Raw genomic sequence first — 18,958 nt, forward strand, 5'->3', positions numbered from 1 at the left:
TTTTAATCTACCTCGTAAGTATATATTAAATTTCTTTTGTAAAATGTTTATTTACAAATTTTTGTAATGTTTCCTTTAAGTCGATAGCTTCTTCTTTGTCCATATCAAATTCACTAAAGACTTTTTTAGAGATACCTAATAAAGGCTCTTTTACGTTTATTCCTTTTTCAGTTAACGCAATTTGTAAATTACGTTCATCATCAAGTTCACGTGTTCTTGTTACGTAACCTTTTTTCTCAAGTTTTTTTAATAAAGGTGTTAGTGTACCTGAATCTAAGAATACACGTTCTCCAAGTGTTTTGATATTAATCTTGTCTTCTACTTCAATTGCGAGTAAAACGATATAACCTGTATAAGTTAAATCAAATTCTTTTAAATATGAAGTATATTTTTTAATTATTTCCTTTGAAGAAACATAGAATAGAAAACAAAGTTGTCTTTCTAGGTTACTATCTTTTTCCTTCATTTAATCACCCCTTTTGAATGTTAACCTTATTATGAAGTGTAGGCGCTGTCAAGGAATGGTTGCGCCCACTTAGTGTTTTAAAATTATTAGATTTCGATAAATATTATAACTTAAACCGTAATGTTTACGACAACATATTTGCTCAAAAGTAAATGATTGTATGCTTTTGATATGTATTTGCTAGTTGCATATATAGTTAATATAAGAAGATTTTGTTACAAAAATACCTTTACTCTTTATAAATTTATTATTATAAGTCATACTATTATCATTGTAGATAATAATATATAAAATACATTAAAACATTACGCTTAACGCTAAGCTATTTTAAATGAAATTGCTTGAACTAAAGGAGAATTAAGATGAAGACATTTTTTAAAATTTTTGGGCTTCTAGTGGTGTCATTGATTATTGCAATTGCATTTTTCTTTGGCTTAAGAACTTATCAAGGTCATAAAAATTTAGAGTTAGTAGATCACTATTTGAAAGAACAAAATTTAACGCAACAAGTTAAATCTGAAAAAACACTCTATAGTGCTAAAAAAGGGTTATACTATAAAGAAGTTAAATTTAAAGATGATCCAGATGTAACTTATGTGGTTCAACCTATCGCTACTTATAAAGGCATTGTGGTTCAAGCTTTTGATTCAGAAACAAAAGAGAATATTAAGCATGCAAAACATAATAAATTCGAGAAAGATTATAAGCCTAAAAAATAAATAATCATTATAAATGTTATTAGCACTATAAGCTAAACAATAATGAATAGGTATCATTTCTAATCATCCATTATCGCTGAGTCAGTAGTTATCTTTAACAAGGTAGCTACTGGCTTTTTTTATCTGCGTATGATTTCGCTTACATTATATATGTTACTCAAATATATATAATGGTAAAAGAGAAGTTAGTTTCAACAGGGAGAGCTTAAAAATAAAGCAAGATTATCGTTAAATGATTATCTTTAATTTTAAATCAATGTAAATCATACTAGAAGGTCAATTTAAAGGTATGTTACTTATTTATATAAGTTTGGTGTAATTAGTTATATAAATTAGTTATTTGTACTCTATAGCGTAAAAATTTTATATCTAATTTATATTTATTTTGCTATAATTATTTTGTCAGAAGAAGGGGAGAAACATCATGGCAATTTTTAGAAAAATAAGTTTACCGATGCAGGTTGTTATCGCATTGGTTTTAGGTGTAATCGTTGGGTTACTACTTTACGGACATGAAGAACTCGTTAATTATATTAAACCATTTGGCGACATCTTCTTGAATTTAATTAAAATGATCGTAATACCTGTCGTTTTCTGTTCCTTAGCTTTATCTATTTCTAATGTAGGTGAATCAAAAACGGTAGGGCGTTATGGAGTTAAAACAATTGTGTATTTTGAAATTATCACAACAGTAGCAATTGGATTAGGGATTGTATTTGCTAATATATTCAAACCTGGTATAGGGCTAGATCCTGATAAACTACCAAAGGGTGACATATCAACTTATGAATCGTCAGCTAAAGCAGCTGAACATTCTACATATGGTAATCATTTTATTGATACGATTGTAAATATTGTTCCAACAAATTTTTTCGAAGCCTTAAACAAAGGTGATTTATTACCAATTATCTTTTTTGCAGTCTTTTTTGGTATTGGATTATCAGTTATAGGTGAAAAAGGACAACCTGTAAAGGATGTATTGAGTGGCACGTTAGATGCAGTTTTTTGGATGATTAATAAAATTCTTAAATTAGCACCATTAGGTGTTTTTGCTTTTATATGTACGACAATAATGACTTTCGGGGCAGCGGCGTTATTACCATTACTTAAATTATTGCTTGTCGTTATCGGGGCTATGATTTTCTTTGTAGTGGTTGTGTTAGGTATTGTCGCGAAAATGTGTGGTGTTAATATCTTTTCAATCATGAAGATCTTGAAAAATGAATTAATTTTAGCATTTTCAACTTCAAGTTCAGAATCGGTATTACCTATTATTATGCAGAAAATGGAAAGATTTGGTTCACCTAAAGATGTAACATCATTTGTAGTACCTATAGGTTACACATTTAATTTAGATGGTTCAGCACTGTATCAATCTATTGCAGCATTATTTGTAGCGCAAATGTATGGTATCGACATGTCTATTGGACAACAAATTATGTTGATGGTTACGTTGATGGTAGCATCAAAAGGTATGGCTGGCGTCCCAGGTGTCTCTATCGTAGTGTTAATTACTACATTAACGTCAATGGGCTTACCTGCAGAAGGATTGGCATTAATAATTGGAATTGACCGTATATTAGATATGGTGCGTACATGTGTAAATGTAATGGGAAATGCTTTATCTACAATTGTTATTGCAAAATGGGAAAATGTATATGACAAGGAAAAAGGACAAGCATATTTAAAATCAATTTAATTTTTATTTCTGACAAAGTTAGGCTGTAGAACATAAAATTTACAGACTAACAAATAAACATATTTAGATTAGCTATGGAGAATTCTATGACGATAGATTTTTTCATAGCTATTTTTATTTAATATCTAGTATTGTTGGCTCGCTTTCCTAGGGGCCAGCTTCAGCCTGTAGTCTTCAGCTCGTCCTGTTCCCACAGGAGTCTCGCCAACATACTGCTTAAAAAATAGGGTTTTATATTAAAATACAAATGTTAAACTTTTATAAGAATGTAAATCATGAAATATCCATTTTTCTTATCTACTGTTTTATGTTCAATATTATAAATTATAGGCTCGCTTTCCTAGGGGCCAGCTTCAGCCTGTAGTCTTTAGCTTGTCCTGTTCCCACAGGAGTCTCGCCAACATATGTCTTTCAGATGAAGGTTCTAATTTTATTGATAGTACATAACAGGAAGCTAATGCCAATAGAAATAGTTGTTTGAAAAGGTTGATTGTTACTAAGGAGTCAATTTATTTCTTAAATATTTTGAAAAAATAGCCCTTAAACGCAAAGTTATTGTCATTTAAGGGCTATTAGGCAATTGATTATATGTCAAAATGAATTAACTAGCATTGATTCCCTGATAGTGAAATGAATTTTTTATACACTGTTTTGTGACAATGTTTAGGAAACATCAATGATTTAAAGTTAAAACATTACATTCCTTTCATATCGCCCATATCATGTATTTTCATCATAAGTCCATGAGGTACATCATCATGTTTAACTACTTTCATCTCGCTGAAAGAATCGTCACCTTCGGATTTTACTAACTTAACAAAATCACCGTGTTTAGGTGAGAAACCATCTTCCGCTGGTAATTTGATATTTTCTTCTACTTCGTGATCTTTTTCGCTGACAACCTTTTCAGCAGTTGTATTATTTTTCATATAGCCATAATATGTTTCCTTTTGACCGCTAGACATCATCATAATTACTAAAACGACAGCGACGATAATCATGGCTGCACTTAAAATGATTGCAAATCCTTTTTTATTCTTCAAAATAAAAGCTCCTTTTTATTGGTTTCTTTCCTCTGTTATATCTAAAATGTATTGTTTATGCAATCGATACTAAAGAAAAGTTCTATTTTATTCACATATTAATCAATACTTATATCGTAAAAATGTTGTACTAATAATTATAGCTTTAATTTCTACTAATACAGATATATTTAATTTCATTATGATGTAGTTCAAAAGCAATGGGTTGATTTTTGTATTCAAGTTGCTTGAGTTCGGATTTAGGATAGCTAGATTGTTCTATATAATTCAATAATTTTTTATCAATACCCATAGCGTTTAAAGTGGGTGGTAGTGAAAAATCAATATAGCCATGATTACGATTTAAAGTTTGTATAAATATAGTCAACATTGTGGTGATATCTGGATAAATAAAAGTGAACTTTTTCGGCATTTGCGGTGAAATAGTGTGTTCAGTTGAGTTGAATAATAGTAAATGTGTGCAATATTTATCTTTGACCGCTAATAAATTATTTTCTAAAGCTAAGGGTTTATTTATAAAAGGCTTTAAAAACTGATATAAGTACATCAAAGGCTCATACATATAATGTTTATTCATCAATGACAAGTCACTCGTAGCTGATTTGATTAATTTGTAACCCACACCTGAACCTTGTTTAATCATAATTAACATGTGACACATTAAATCAGAAAGTGCAAGTGGTGCGTGTTCGTCATAGAGTTTGAAACAATGTTTACTCACAAGAGCATAAACAAATTTTGATTTATGTATGGATGTGATGTCGATGACTTTATTAAAACAATCTAGAAAAGTCATCGTTTGGTCAAATGCGTTTGAATACTTTGTCAGACATTGTCTAGTGTTATCAGATTCAATATCAATAAAATAATAATCATAGGCATAATGTGACAGATAATCGAAGGTCTTAGTGATAGATTTAGTCTGTTTAATCGCGCCTTCAATTGTTATTGCAAGTTTAACCTTTACCTCTAAATTATGAGCGCTTATATAAATATCGTGTATTTCCTTTAAGGAAAGGTGCTCAGTATCAAGTAATAGCAAGAAATAACGCATAAAGCGCTGTCGATAATACTCAGGTTTATAATTAAATACTTGAATAATCATCGACTCAATCATCTTGTATTCAGTAAATGTTTTGATGCGCAATCCTAAACGAACATTCTGCAAAAATAAACTATCAATAAAATCGATGATTGCTAGTAAGTTTAATCGCTCAAGGTTAAAGTAGCCGATATTATTAATAAGCAAATAAACTTCAGCAATATCATGGAAATTAAGCTTTGCTATTAAATTAGATTGCATAATTTCAATTAAATCATCTGCATGAATAAATATTGTTGGAAATTTCGTTTTGTCGTTGTAAATTAAATGATTTAAATCAATATGATCAGTTTGATTATGTGCTGCTGTAAAAGATGGTAAATGTTCAAAATAAGAAGTAAGGTCCATCTCATCTTTATTAATTAACTGTATGGAGGAGTGATTTGATAACATGAATTTTTTTCTAAGCATATTTGGTGTATCAGCTAAGAAATTTTTGAATTGTTGTGTATAACTCGCATAATGATTAAAACCAAGTGCTTCGGAAATGGTATGTATCGCTTCATTACTTTGGAATAAAGGTTTGAATGAAAGGCCTATTTTTAAACTAGACACATAGTGTTTAAAGCTTATCCCTAAATATTTTTTAAATAGAATAGAAATATAAGGTGCAGTAACATAGAATACCGCCGTAATATCTTTGGAAGAAATTGAGTTGGTCGCATTGCTATTTATAAATTTGGTGATGCTGTTTAATAATGCACTCTCAGTGGTGATCTTCGGTAAATATTGAGTGTCAGAATTTACACTTGCCTCATCATTTAATAGCCTTATCAACTCAGTTAAATTACTATATTTAATTGGTTCTTGATGACTCAATTTAGCCACTATGTTTAATATGAAATGCTTAATATAATCTGCAGATTGTATTAATTTGTAGTTGTAATGATAATTAAAAAATGCATCGTCTATCGTATTGAAATGGCATAAAGGAATATTAACTTCAATTAAATGTTCTGCATGCAATATTTCATAAATATCATTATGATTTATTAAAACAAGTGCCTGGTTTAATGTAATATTTTTGCCATTCAATCTCATTTGCAGTTTATGATTTAAAGAAAATAGAAGTTTAATTTTCCCAAGACAACGTTGAGGACAAGTTGTTAAATAATTATGTATATAAATCGTACTATTCATAATATTGCAACTCCTGCTTAAATATATCGTATAACGCTTAATAGTTATTATTATATAACAAAATGTTTAAAGTTTAAGCGTGTTAATTATAAAATTGTAACAATATTGTGAAGTTAAAATAATTATAGAAAAAATTATTTATTGAATGAGTGTATTAAATAAACGCCTATAATATACAGTGATTATTCATCAAAAGCCTATTAAAGACTGTCATTTTGCAATTCTTAATTTCATTGATTATAGCGATAAAATTCTAAATGGTCTTTGAATTTACTGAAAAACCCTAAATTCTTAATAAAGCGTCACAAAAAAGCTATTGCGTTCTTAACTGAAACCGATTACAATAATAACATCAAACAGAAATTGGAACCGGTTCTATTTTTACGAGGAGGCTTATCAATGAGCTATAAAAAATCTGCTGAAGAGATTTTGACAGCTATAGGTGGAGAAGAAAATATTGATACGATGGCACACTGTGCGACGCGTTTAAGACTAGTGTTAAAGGATGAAAGCAAGGTTAATGAGCAAGTATTATCTGATATGGATGTCGTGAAAGGGACATTCTCAACAGGTGGACAATACCAAATCATTATTGGTTCAGGGACGGTAAATAAAGTCTTTGCAGAAATGGAGAAATTAACTGGGAAAGAGGCTTCGACTACGGCTGAAGTTAAAGCTGAAGGTTCTAAGAATGCAAATCCATTCCAAAGATTTGTGAAAATGTTATCAGATATATTTGTGCCAATTATTCCTGCCATTGTAGCAGGTGGTCTATTGATGGGGATTAATAATATACTTACGGCACCAGGTATATTTTATGATGAACAGTCATTAATTGATGTACATAATCAGTTTAAAGGTCTAGCAGATATGATTAATATCTTTGCGAATGCACCTTTCACTTTATTACCCATACTGATTGGTTTTAGTGCTGCAAAGCGTTTCGGAGCGAATGCATTTCTAGGTGCAGCACTAGGAATGATCTTAGTGCATCCGGATTTGATGAATGCATATGATTATCCAAAGGCACTTGAACAAGGAAAGACAATTCCGCATTGGAACATCTTTGGATTTGAAGTGAAGCAAGTCGGTTATCAGGGTCAAGTATTACCAATGTTAGTTGCGACATATATCTTAGCTAAGATAGAGAAAGGGTTAAGAAAGGTTGTACCTACTGTTCTAGATAATTTATTGACACCATTATTATCCATATTGGTTACAGCATTTTTAACATTTTCATTTGTAGGTCCAATTACACGTACATTGGGTTATTGGTTATCTGATGGATTGACTTGGCTTTATGAATTTGGCGGTGCAATTGGTGGACTTATCTTTGGTTTATTGTATGCGCCAATTGTTATTACGGGTATGCATCACAGCTTTATTGCTATTGAGACACAACTCATTGCTGATAGTGCGAAGACTGGAGGCTCATTTATCTTCCCAATCGCAACAATGTCTAATATTTCACAAGGTGCAGCAGCTTTAGCAGCATTCTTTATTGTTAAAGAGAACAAGAAATTAAAAGGTGTAGCATCAGCAGCAGGTATTTCTTCGTTACTTGGCATTACTGAACCTGCAATGTTTGGGGTTAATTTAAAGTTGAAATATCCATTTATCGGAGCGATTGTTGGTTCAGGTATTGGTTCAGCTTATATCGCGTTATTCAAAGTTAAAGCGATTGCTTTAGGGACAGCAGGTATTCCAGGGTTTATTTCTATAAGTGGGCAACATAGTGGTTGGCTACATTATGGTATCGCGATGGTTATTACATTTGTCATTGCATTTGTTTTAACGTTTATTCTATCGAAAAGAAATGCATATAAACAAGACTCAAAATAAATTAAAATGCTTATATGAAGTAAGTATTAAATAATAAACGTCAATTGCTATTGAATTTAAATTAGCAATTGACGTTTTCTTTATTGTTATTAAAAATTAGCGTAATGTAACAATTAAACTGTAGCGTTAATCATTGTCGACACGTTACAGCTTTTGCTTTCTCCATAAGAAGGCACCAACACAAGATACAAATATAAGAGAAATACCAATAATGATAAGCCATGAGACATAGCTATGTTCATTGAGAGGTAAGGGCACATTCATACCAAAGAAACTAAAGACGAGCGTTGGCAAAGTTAAAAAGACCGTAAATAACGTAAGTGTCTTCATCGTGTTGTTCATTTCATTAGAAAGTAGTGATGCATATGATGTGGTAATACTTTCTAAGATGTCTGTGTATAATTCTGTAGTTTCAATGGCTTGATTATTTTCAATTACTAAATCTTCTATTAACTCTTCATCTTCATCAAAACGCTTAATTGCAGGTAGACGGAAGAGCTTTTTAATAATGCCATCATTTCCTTTTAATGCTGCTAAGAAATAGACTAAACTTTTCTCAACTTCCATTAAATTATAAAGTTGTTTATTTGTTACATTGTTTTTAAGTTCACGTTCGATACGTAAACGTGTTTTATTTAATAGTCTTAAATTTCTGTTATAGTGATTGGCAATGGTTAATAATATATTAAGTGCAAAGCGACTATGAAAGTTAAGATTTATGTTATGTCGTTTGAAGTTTTCAAGGAATTCATTTTCGACATTGCATACAGTCATTATCTTCTTATTACCAATAATGATACCCAATGGAATGGTAATAAATGACAATACTTTTAAGTTTGTGTCATTGACTATTGGGATATCGATAATGATTAGTGAATATCTAGATTCATCATCATATTCTACACGAGCGCTCTCTTCTAAATCTAAAGGATCTCGTAAAAAATCTTCAGGTATATTATATAATTGCATTAAATTTTCTATTTCATCCCTTGAAGGATCGACAACATTGATCCAAGATGCATTATGGTCTAATGAAGTTTCGATTATCTCTCTAGTTTCTGCGTGTTTATATGCTGTAATCATAATCCTAGTATATCCTTTCTAATAAAATACTTTTTAATATTATCGGACAAATAAATAGATTACAAGTTAAATATTGTTATTCTACAATTTTCTGCTCTTTAGCCATCAGTCTTAAAGGACCATTAAATATGATTTTGAAAAGGTGATTGACTAATTCAGTAGGTGGCATGCGGTTATCATCTTTAACCCAGTGCTTTATAAATGCAAACATTGCACCTGATGTGTAGCTGAAAAAGTAATCTATTGGAACGTCAGCAATTTTATTATCTATAGAAGAAAATTTTTGCATATTGCCATACATGATATTTGCTATTTTTTCTTCGAGTTGGCTTTTTCTATCGAGGTTGAATATTGCTTTATAAAATTCAATATGGTTATAAATATAATTGACTACTTTGAGTAAAATTTGTTCGGTAAACACCTTAGCGAAAACTTCAGGTGGTAAATTGTTGTTGATATACTGATCAAGTTTTACTTCATTCGTTAAATCGAACGTATATTCATCTTCTAAACTCGAAAGCAGTAAATACTTATCTTCATAATGTAAATAAAAGGTACCTCTATTAATATCTGCACGTTGTGTGATGTCTTGGATAGTAATTTTCTCTAATTCCTTTTCGGTGAGTAATTGAATAAATGCAGACTTTATTGCTGCTTTTGTTTTTCTAACGCGTCTATCATTTTCCATAAAAAACCTCCAAGTAAATAGACAATTTTAAACACATTGTTGAGAAATGGACGATGCGATGTATATTGCATATTGTTTCTCTAGTTAAGGTCATTATAATAAACAAAGTATTAATTAAACAACACATTGTATATTTAAGGAGGTAAAACAAATGAATATATTTAAAAATAAACTATTATGGATTGCACCGATTGCAATCATTGTATTATTGATCATACTAGCGACAGCTTTTTATCCTGCATATAATCCGTCACCTAAATCTTTACCAATAGCAATTGTAAATCATGATGAAGGTAATAATATGCAAGGTCAAAAAGTGAATGTGGGTAAAAATTTGGAAGATAAATTAACAGATAGTGATTCAGATAAGATTAAATGGGTAAGCGTTGACAGTGAAAAAGAAGCGCGTAAAGGTTTGAAAGAGCAAAAATATTTTGGTGTGGCAGTAATTGAACAAGACTTTTCAAAAAATGCATTATCTAAAACCCAAAAATTAATAAGTGACAGTAAACAAGCAGAAATAAAAGAGAAAGCAGCTAGTGGTGAAATACCACCTGCACAATTACAACAAATGAAAAAGCAAATGGCTAATAAATCAGGATCAACAACTGACGTAAAGCAAGCTAATATCAAAACAATCGTTAACGGTGGAGCTAGTATGCAAGCTGTACAAATTGCGAATAACGTATTAAGTAAAGTTGGAGAAAATGTTAATAGTCAGATTTCACAACAAAGTTTAGAAATTTTAAATAAACAAGATGTTAAAGTATCTGCTAAAGATATTAAAGATGTAACGAATCCAGTATCAATCGATAAAGAAACAATAAATAAAGTTAAATCTCATCAAGCGAATGGTAATGGTCCGTTCTTGATGTTTATGCCAGTATGGATGAGTGCATTAGTCAGCTCTGTATTGTTATTCTATGCTTTTAGAACAAGTAATAATATCAAATTAAGTCAACGTTTGATTGCATCACTTGTTCAAATGGCTGTAGCAGTAGTTACTGCATTTATTGGTGGTTTCGGTTATATTTATTTCATGTCCGAAGTGCAGGACTTTAACTTTGATGATATAAATAAAATTGCTATATATGTTTCAATTGCTATTATTGCATTTATAGGATTGATCTTAGGAACGATGTCATGGTTAGGAATGAAAGCAATACCAATTTTCTTCTTATTAATGTTCTTTAGTATGCAATTAGTGACATTGCCGAAACAATTCTTACCACAGTTCTATCAAGATTATATTGTAAGTTGGAATCCATTTACACATTATGCTAATTATTTAAGAGAATTGTTATATATGAACCAGTCATTGGAAATGAATTCAACAATGTGGATGTTTATCGGCTTTATGATATTTGGTATTGTCTCAATATTAACTGCAACAATGATTAGAAAACATAGTGACAAACGAACTGAAGTTCCTTCGTAAAATATTAATCATTTAAAAAATCTAGGACATATACTTCAAAAAAAGAAGTGCTCAGATTTATCTGAGTGCTTTTTTTATATAGTATTTTATATTGTTGGCTCGCTTTCCTAGGGGACAGCTTCAGCCTGTAGTCTTCAGCTTGTCCTGTTCCCTCAGGAGTCTCGCCAAAATACTGCTTAAAGTACTATTACTTTATATTAATATAATAAAGTGATTTCATTTGCTGAGTATTTGATATATATATAGTATTTTATATTGTTGGCTCGCTTTCCTAGGGCTCAGCTTCAGCCTGTAGTCTTCAGCTCGTCCTGTTCCCTCAGGAGTCTCGGCAAAATACTGCTTAAAGTACTATGAAATTACATCAAAGTGCTTATGGAAAATAGCAGCTATTAAGCACTCCAAAGGACAATTGCTATTGGAATAGGAAATCACCTTTTTTGTAAAAGTAATAAAAATGGTGATGAAATAAATGGAGACTTAAATATTAAGATGCAATTAACTTTTAAGAAGAGAATCTTAACCATATGCGAAGTTAGAAATGGCATTAAGCATAATTTAGGCTTTGATAAAGGTAAGTATTGTTGATATTATTTGAAAAAGCGTTTTCATTGTATAGCCATAAGACATAATTTAAACTGTGACTGAATCAACTTAAAATGGAGGGGTCACGATGAGTATTTGGAATCAGTTTGAATTGAAAGATCGTGTTGCCATTATTACTGGTGGAGCTACAGGATTAGGTAAGGCAATGGGACAAGGTATAGCAGAAGCAGGGGCAAATGTTGTAATTGCAGATATTAATTACGAATTAGCGCAACAAACTGCTGCAGAATTTGAAAATAATACAGGTAATGAAGCAATGGCCTGTAAAGTCGATGTCACAAATGTAGAAGATGTTGATAAGATGGTCCAGGATGTTGTAAATCACTTTGGACATATTGATATCTTATTTAATAATGCTGGAATTAATGAGCATGTTAAATTCGAAGATATGCCCTATGAGCGTTGGGTGAAAAATATGGATGTTAATATTAATAGTATGGTATTAGTATCACAAGCAGTAGGAAAAGTGATGATCAAACAACAAAAAGGATCGATAATCAATACATCCTCAATGTCAGGTATTATTGTAAATACACCACAACCACAAGCGGCATATAACACTTCAAAAGGGGCTGTTATTATGTTTACTAAAAGTCTAGCAAGTGAATGGGCTCAACATGGCATACGCGTTAATACAATAGCACCAGGGTATATGAAAACGGAATTAACTAAAGATTACTTTGCCCAAGGTGGAGATATGATTGATACATGGATGAAGTTCACACCATTAGGTAGACCAGGTGTGCCAGAAGAATTGCAAGGTGCAGCTGTATACTTAGCATCAGATGCGTCATCATTTGTGACTGGCAGTGTACTAACGATTGATGGAGGCTATACTGCTTTATAAATAAAATGTTAGTAATCATTAAAATAGAGCTAGGAACGTTAAAGACAAGACAACATTATGTTCCTAGTTTATTTTTTAAAATTAATTCTGACTAAAACGATAAGAATAGTTGACAAACTGTTGAGAGAGGCATAATATATGGTTAAATCATTTTCAGAATATTCTTGTAAGGAGGTCATCAAGTGACTGATATTAGCATTTTGGATCAAAGTCCTTTAGACGATGGTCAGACAGTTAGAGCAGCTATAGAACGTAGCGTTAAATTAGCGCAACTAGCAGACCAATTAAAATATAAACGGTATTTCGTAGCAGAACATCACAATATGCCGGAAGTTGCTGGTACGAGTCCAGAAATACTTGTGACACACATTTTGAATCAAACAACAACAATTCGTGTTGGCTCAGGTGGCGTCATGTTACAACATTACAGCCCATTTAAAGTGATTGAACAATTTCATTTTATTAGTAACCTTGCGCCAGGACGTGTTGATTTAGGTATAGGTAAAGCGCCTGGTGGATTTCCACTTGCAACAAAGGCTTTGCAAGCAGACTTAAATGAGAATGCATCCTCTTTCGAAGAAAAATTTCATCTTTTAAATCAATTTAATCAGCAAAGTTTCCCACAAGGTTCAGAATTTGCACAGCTCACAACTGCTATAAGAAATGAAGAAGTAACTAAACCAGAGGTGTTTTTACTTGGTACAAGTATAAACTCAGCAGAATTAGCGGCTAAAGAACGTGTAGGATTTATTTATGCTTACTTTATTAATTCGAATGATAAAGCTTTAAAGGAAGCTGTCCAAAGCTATAAAGCTATTTATCCTGAAGGTAGAATGATTGTAGCCGTTGCAGCAGTTGTAGCGGAGAATTTAGAACAACTAGAAAAAGTTGAAGCGGGTCGTACGAACTATGCATTACATTTTGAAGATGGTCGAAAGATAACGGTTAATAATCAATCACAGGTTGATCTATTTCGCCAACAATCCACTGAGAAATTTGAAATTGAAGAAAAGCGTATTGATGTCTTTACTGGGGAAGCCCATCAAATTAAGGATGCAATTGCAAAGCTGAATGTTGATGGTGATATCGATGAGTTCATGTTACATATGCCGGTTCATGATGCTCAATTAAGAAAGCAAACAGTAATACAACTTGCGCCTGTTAATAGTGAACAATTAGAGAAAGAAGGGATAATATGACACGACAAAGTATTGATTTTGGAATTATGTTGAATGGACCTGGCAGTCATATGCATGCATGGAAATCACCAGAAGTACCTAGTGATGCTAGTACTAATTTTGATTTTCAATTAAAAATTGCCCGTAAAGCAGAAGACGCGGGATTTAGCTTTTTATTTGTGGCAGACGGTTTATATATACATGAAAAATCTATACCACATTTTTTAGATCGCCATGAACCATTAACTTTGCTAGCTGCTTTAGCACCGATTACCTCACGTATTGGTTTGGTAGGTACCATTTCGACTTCTTATAGTGAGCCTTATACAGTGGCAAGACAATTGGCAACTATCGATCGTATTAGTCATGGACGTGCTGGCTGGAACATCGTGACCTCTCCATTGGAAGGAAGCGCATCAAATTATTCTAAAGGTGAGCATCCTGAACATGATGTCCGTTACGACATTGCTGAAGAACATATACAAGTCGTACAAGGATTATGGGATTCGTATGAAGATGATGCATTTAAATTTGATGCTGAGCATCATGAATATTTAGATAAGCGTAAGATGCATACACTTGACTATAAAGGAAAGTACTTTCAAGTTAAAGGGCCGCTAAATGCTGGTCGTTCTGAACAAGGTCAGCCTGTAATATTTCAAGCAGGTGCCTCGCCAAAAGGTCAAGCATATGCTGCAAAATATGCTGATGCAGTGTTTACATTAGGTGAATCCTTTACACAAGCGAAATACAATTATGATGCAATCAAACAACAAGCAGAATCATTCGGTAGAGACAAAGAAACAGTTAAAATTTACCCAATATTATCCCCAGTTATCGGTAAGACTCACGAAGAGGTAGAGCAACGATTTTCTGAAATTAAACAATTAGCCACAATCGAAGATGCCTTAGATTATCTAGGTAGATATTATGACCATCATGACTTTACCCAATATGACTTAGATGCACCTTTCCCAGAATTAGGTGATGTGGGGCAGAATAGTTTTCGTGCAACAACAGAGGCTATTGCTGCCAGAGCAAAAGCCAATAATCTGACACTAAGAGAAGTTGCATTAGAAGAAACAGCAAAACGCTCGCCATTTACAGGCACATATGATGAAGTAACACGCCTACTTATAGAGTGGTTTGAAGGTGGTGCTGCCGATGGTTTCATTTTTGGTCCGCACATTTACGGTCCGATATATGATGATTTTATCAATGAAATTTTGCCACGGTTAGAACGACAAGGATATTACCACCAAGGTTATAAAGGCAAGACTTTACGAGAAAATATTGGTGTGCCTTATAAAGAAAATAAATATTCAAAGCAAACGATAGGGCATTAAATTTATAATCTCAGTTATAAAACTGAGATTGATATAACGATAAGTAGCACTATGTATTTTAGTGCGCATAACTAGAACATAGTTTAGAAATGGTTTATTAATGGACAAAGGAATTGTTATAAAATGTTATTGAAGGAGTGTTGAAATATATGTCTAAATATAATGCAGCATCATATGAATCATTAACACGACATGATCGACGTGATATAGATTCGAATACTGAAGTAAAGACAAAGATTAAGAAAAACATACAATTACCACACGTATTATTTATGATGTTCTTGATGATGATGTTTGCTTGTTTTTTGACATATGTCATTCCTGCTGGAACGTTTGATAAACATGCTGATGGAACAATCATTCAAGGTACTTATCACGCGATTCATCAGCATGGGATTAACCCTTTTTATGCAGTTACCCTTATATTAAATGGAGGTATACAGTCTGCACAAACGGTGACCTTATTATTATTTATTGGTGGAGCAATGGGAGGCATTTTGCAATTAGATTCCGTCAAGACAGTGACAAATTATTTTATACAGCGCTTTGAACATGCGGGACCATTGCCTTTGGTGATTGGACTATTTTCTTTAATGGCATTTATTGGCTTTTTTGTCGGTGGTGACCAAATGATTGTCTTTGTAACATTGGGTGTTATATTGGTTAATCGTTTGAAACTTGATCCGATTACCGCATTAGCAATAACATTTTTACCCTTATATATGGCATTTTCAGTATCACCATCTGGTATGGCCAAAATAGGTCAAATCGTATATCCACATGTTCCGCTTTATTCAGGATATGGTGGTAGAACTATAATGTATGTGGTGTTTTTAGCTGTAACCTTAGTCTATGTTATTTGGTATGCAAAACGTGTCATCAAAAATGCTGATAACAGTTTGATGACTACAACTGAATGGCAGTTTCAACAACATGACAATACAGAACAACATATTAAACAACAAGTTACTGCAGGTGTTAGAGATTATCTAGTAGTAGCATTGATTATTTTGACGCCTATTATCTTAGCATTAGGTAACGGTTTGTTAAAATGGTCCGAGCACTATGGTAATGGTGTCTTTATTACAGTATTTGGAGTGAGTTTTGTGATTGCTTACTTAATAAAGGGAAAGTCACCAAGTCAAATGGTTGATGGATTTATAGAAGGTGCCAAGCCTATGTTGGTAGTAGCCTTCGCTATTATAATGGCTAATACAATCAGTGTCATATTAGAAAAAGGTCAAATTCTAAGTACTATTGTTCATGGTTTGACGACACAACTCGATGGCTCTTCTCCTGGCATCGTTTCAGTACTTGTATTCTTAGTGGCAACCGTGTTTAACTTTTTAGTGCCATCAGGATCAGGTTTAATGAGTGTTATGATTCCTATTTTACAACCCGTCACACATACGTTAGGTGTAAATGATCAGATGTTATTAACCGCACTGTCATTTGGAGGGGGATTAGGCAACCTTGTCACACCTACATTGGGTGCCACTGTAGGAGCTATTGCAATTGCAAAAGGTAACTTTGCTTCATGGTTGAAGTTTATGGTGCCACTATTTGTCATATGGATTATTGTAGGGGCAGTATTACTTTATTTCTTTACATTAGTAGGTTGGAGTGGCGGAAGTTAGCCAGCTTATAAATAAAAATTAAAAGGAACAATGATTAACAAGTGTTCTCATTCAATGGGAGTAGTCACTTTGTTAATGTCATTGTTCCTTTTTTAGTTATCTGCAACCGTTAATGTGAATGGCATATTTTGAGTCCATTTATGATCAGGTAATTGATCTGTAATCACTTCATTTATTTCCGTTGCTTTAGCAAATGATAATGTTGAAGAAACATCAAATTTGCTGCTATCGATAAGTGCAATAACATTTTCACTTTCTTGTACCATTTGTTTCTTTAATTGCACTTCTGGTAATGAAAAATCGGTTAATCCATTTTGTAATGTTAGGCCATTTGCAGATAAAAAGAAATAATCAATGTGATACATTTCTAGTATTTGTGAATCTATGTTGCCTGTGATTGCATTTGAGTCTTCAGAGACAAAACCACCTACTACAAGGACTGTTAGATGCGGATTCTCCTTTAATAACACTGCATTTTCTAAACCATTGGTAATGATGGTAAGCTCCATTGTTGTATCTGCTAATAATTTTGCTAATTCATAAGTGGTAGAACTCGCATCAATCATAATACATTGTTGTGGCTTGATTTTTTTAAGTGCATGTTTACTTATTTTGTACTTTTCAGTATGCTTTTGGGTTAATCGATAAGAAAAGTTTAATTTTGATGAAATATTTTCGGTTACCTTTGCACCACCATGGGTACGCGTTAATTTATTTTCACTTTCTAATCTTCTCAAATCACTTCGAACGGTCGCTTCGGTCACGCTTAAATAATCAGAAAGTTGTCTTACGGTAGCGCGTTTATGTGACTTGATATAGCTATATATATGCTCTCGTCTTTCATCTGCGTACATTTTCAAACTCGCTCACATCCTCTTTAGAATCATAATATATTTTAACACATATTTTATTGAATCCAATAGAAACAACTCAAAACGAAAAGAAATGAAAAAATATTTGTATAAAACGAAAATATATATTAAAATAGCAATTGTAAATGAAAGCGTTTTCTAAAAATTATAGGGAGTTGTTAATTATGGCTAATAAAAATTACCCAGACAAAATGAAAGCAATTGTAGCATATGCACCTGGAGATTATAAATATGAAACAGTAGATACACCCGTTATTGAAAATGCAAAAGAAATTGTAGTTAAAGTTGAAGCATGTGGTATTTGTGCAGGAGATATTAAAGCATATGGGGGTGCGCCTAGTTTTTGGGGAGATGAAACACAACCGTCATATATTAAGGCGCCAATGATACCGGGGCATGAATTTATCGCACGTATTGTTGCTAAAGGTGATGAGGTCACTGATTTTGAAATAGGTGATCGTGTTATTTCAGAACAAATTGTACCTTGTTGGGAATGCAGATTCTGTAATCGTGGAGAATATTGGATGTGTGAAAAGCATGACTTATATGGCTTCCAAAATAATGTTAACGGTGGCATGGCTGAATATATGAAATTTACTAAAGAAGCCATTAACTATAAAGTCCCTGAAGATTTACCAATTGAAAAGGCAATACTCATTGAACCTTATGCATGTAGCTTACACGCGGTTCAACGCGCTAACATCAAACTTGGAGATTTCGTTGTCTTATCTGGAGCTGGCACGCTTGGTCTTGGTATGGTTGGTGCTGCTAAAAAGGCAGGCGCAGAAACATTAGTTGTATTAGATATGAAAGAAGATCGTTTAGAGTTAGCCAAACAATTCGGTGCTGATATCGTTATGAATCCAGCAGAAGTCGATGTGGTTAAAGAAATAAAAGAGATGACAGAGGGATATGGTTGCGATACTTATATTGAAGCAACTGGCCATCCTAAATCAGTTGAACAAGGGTTAAGTGCTATTAGAAAGTTAGGACGTTTTGTAGAATTTTCAGTATTCGGTGAACCAGTAACAGTTGATTGGAGTATTATTTCTGATCGTAAAGAATTAGATTTAATGGGCAGTCATTTGGGTCCATATTGTTATCCGCTTGTTATTGATGGTATTCAAAAAGGTGATTTTCCAACTGAGGGTGTAGTGACGCATCAATTGCCATTAGCATCATTTGAAGAAGGATTTGAATTAATGAAAAAAGGTGACAAATCCTTAAAAGTAGTTCTTGTACCTTAAATATAAAT

15 protein-coding genes are annotated in these 18,958 nt (G+C 32.6%); 9 read left to right on the plus strand and 6 right to left on the minus strand.

The genetic code is table 11. From position 1 onward, the window contains the following. Positions 1-25: 25 nt before the first annotated feature. Complete coding sequence (locus JN168_RS02690; RefSeq protein ID WP_042739286.1) at positions 26-466, minus strand: MarR family winged helix-turn-helix transcriptional regulator; 441 nt, start codon at positions 464-466, stop codon at positions 26-28. A 362-nt stretch (positions 467-828) separates the two neighbouring features. On the opposite strand from JN168_RS02690, the gene JN168_RS02695 reads away from it, so the two are divergent. After that, a complete protein-coding gene (locus JN168_RS02695; RefSeq protein WP_042739287.1) occupies positions 829-1,185 on the plus strand; it encodes a DUF3139 domain-containing protein in 357 nt (118 codons plus the stop codon). A 424-nt stretch (positions 1,186-1,609) separates the two neighbouring features. Then, entirely contained in the window at positions 1,610-2,884 is a 1,275-nt protein-coding gene (locus tag JN168_RS02700) for a cation:dicarboxylate symporter family transporter (RefSeq protein ID WP_042739288.1), read from the plus strand. A gap of 695 nt (positions 2,885-3,579) precedes the next feature. On the opposite strand, the gene JN168_RS02705 is transcribed toward JN168_RS02700, so the two are convergent. Beyond that, complete coding sequence (locus JN168_RS02705; protein WP_232139444.1) at positions 3,580-3,927, minus strand: DUF4889 domain-containing protein; 348 nt, start codon at positions 3,925-3,927, stop codon at positions 3,580-3,582. A 145-nt stretch (positions 3,928-4,072) separates the two neighbouring features. Continuing rightward, a complete protein-coding gene (rsp, locus tag JN168_RS02710; protein WP_232155398.1) occupies positions 4,073-6,169 on the minus strand; it encodes an AraC family transcriptional regulator Rsp in 2,097 nt (698 codons plus the stop codon). A gap of 399 nt (positions 6,170-6,568) precedes the next feature. Between rsp and JN168_RS02715 the strand changes: the two genes are divergently transcribed. Continuing rightward, the gene (locus JN168_RS02715; RefSeq protein ID WP_279526157.1) at positions 6,569-8,011 is read left to right on the plus strand and encodes a sucrose-specific PTS transporter subunit IIBC; all 1,443 of its coding nucleotides are present in this window, start codon (positions 6,569-6,571) and stop codon (positions 8,009-8,011) included. A 144-nt stretch (positions 8,012-8,155) separates the two neighbouring features. Here JN168_RS02715 and JN168_RS02720 read toward each other — a convergent pair whose 3' ends face one another. Further along, positions 8,156-9,094: a magnesium transporter CorA family protein gene (locus tag JN168_RS02720; RefSeq protein ID WP_042739292.1), complete on the minus strand. Its 939-nt coding sequence runs from the start codon at positions 9,092-9,094 to the stop codon at positions 8,156-8,158. A 76-nt stretch (positions 9,095-9,170) separates the two neighbouring features. After that, on the minus strand, positions 9,171-9,782 hold the full coding sequence (locus tag JN168_RS02725) for a TetR/AcrR family transcriptional regulator (RefSeq protein ID WP_107512727.1): 612 nt from the start codon (positions 9,780-9,782) through the stop codon (positions 9,171-9,173). Positions 9,783-9,933: 151 nt separating this feature from the next. Here JN168_RS02725 and JN168_RS02730 point away from each other — a divergent pair, with 151 nt between their 5' ends. From JN168_RS02730 to JN168_RS02750, 5 genes are all read left to right on the plus strand, one after another. Beyond that, positions 9,934-11,220, plus strand: a complete 1,287-nt coding sequence (locus JN168_RS02730) for a YhgE/Pip domain-containing protein (protein ID WP_279526158.1) — start codon at positions 9,934-9,936, stop codon at positions 11,218-11,220. Positions 11,221-11,890: 670 nt separating this feature from the next. Next, positions 11,891-12,670, plus strand: coding sequence for an SDR family NAD(P)-dependent oxidoreductase (locus JN168_RS02735; RefSeq protein ID WP_107512729.1), 780 nt, complete (start codon positions 11,891-11,893; stop codon positions 12,668-12,670). 182 nt (positions 12,671-12,852) lie between these two features. Further along, positions 12,853-13,869: an MsnO8 family LLM class oxidoreductase gene (locus tag JN168_RS02740; protein WP_279526159.1), complete on the plus strand. Its 1,017-nt coding sequence runs from the start codon at positions 12,853-12,855 to the stop codon at positions 13,867-13,869. Next, positions 13,866-15,194, plus strand: coding sequence for an LLM class flavin-dependent oxidoreductase (locus JN168_RS02745; RefSeq protein WP_279526160.1), 1,329 nt, complete (start codon positions 13,866-13,868; stop codon positions 15,192-15,194). Before JN168_RS02740 ends, JN168_RS02745 begins: the two co-directional genes overlap by 4 nt. A gap of 149 nt (positions 15,195-15,343) precedes the next feature. Then, a complete protein-coding gene (locus tag JN168_RS02750) occupies positions 15,344-16,831 on the plus strand; it encodes a Na+/H+ antiporter NhaC family protein (protein ID WP_279526161.1) in 1,488 nt (495 codons plus the stop codon). A 92-nt stretch (positions 16,832-16,923) separates the two neighbouring features. On the opposite strand, the gene JN168_RS02755 is transcribed toward JN168_RS02750, so the two are convergent. Further along, complete coding sequence (locus tag JN168_RS02755; RefSeq protein ID WP_279526162.1) at positions 16,924-17,691, minus strand: DeoR/GlpR family DNA-binding transcription regulator; 768 nt, start codon at positions 17,689-17,691, stop codon at positions 16,924-16,926. 176 nt (positions 17,692-17,867) lie between these two features. Here JN168_RS02755 and JN168_RS02760 point away from each other — a divergent pair, with 176 nt between their 5' ends. Further along, positions 17,868-18,950, plus strand: coding sequence for an MDR/zinc-dependent alcohol dehydrogenase-like family protein (locus tag JN168_RS02760; RefSeq protein ID WP_042739300.1), 1,083 nt, complete (start codon positions 17,868-17,870; stop codon positions 18,948-18,950). Positions 18,951-18,958: the final 8 nt, after the last annotated feature.

The sequence above is a fragment of the Staphylococcus gallinarum genome (assembly GCF_029774255.1).
Taxonomy (GTDB): domain Bacteria; phylum Bacillota; class Bacilli; order Staphylococcales; family Staphylococcaceae; genus Staphylococcus; species Staphylococcus gallinarum.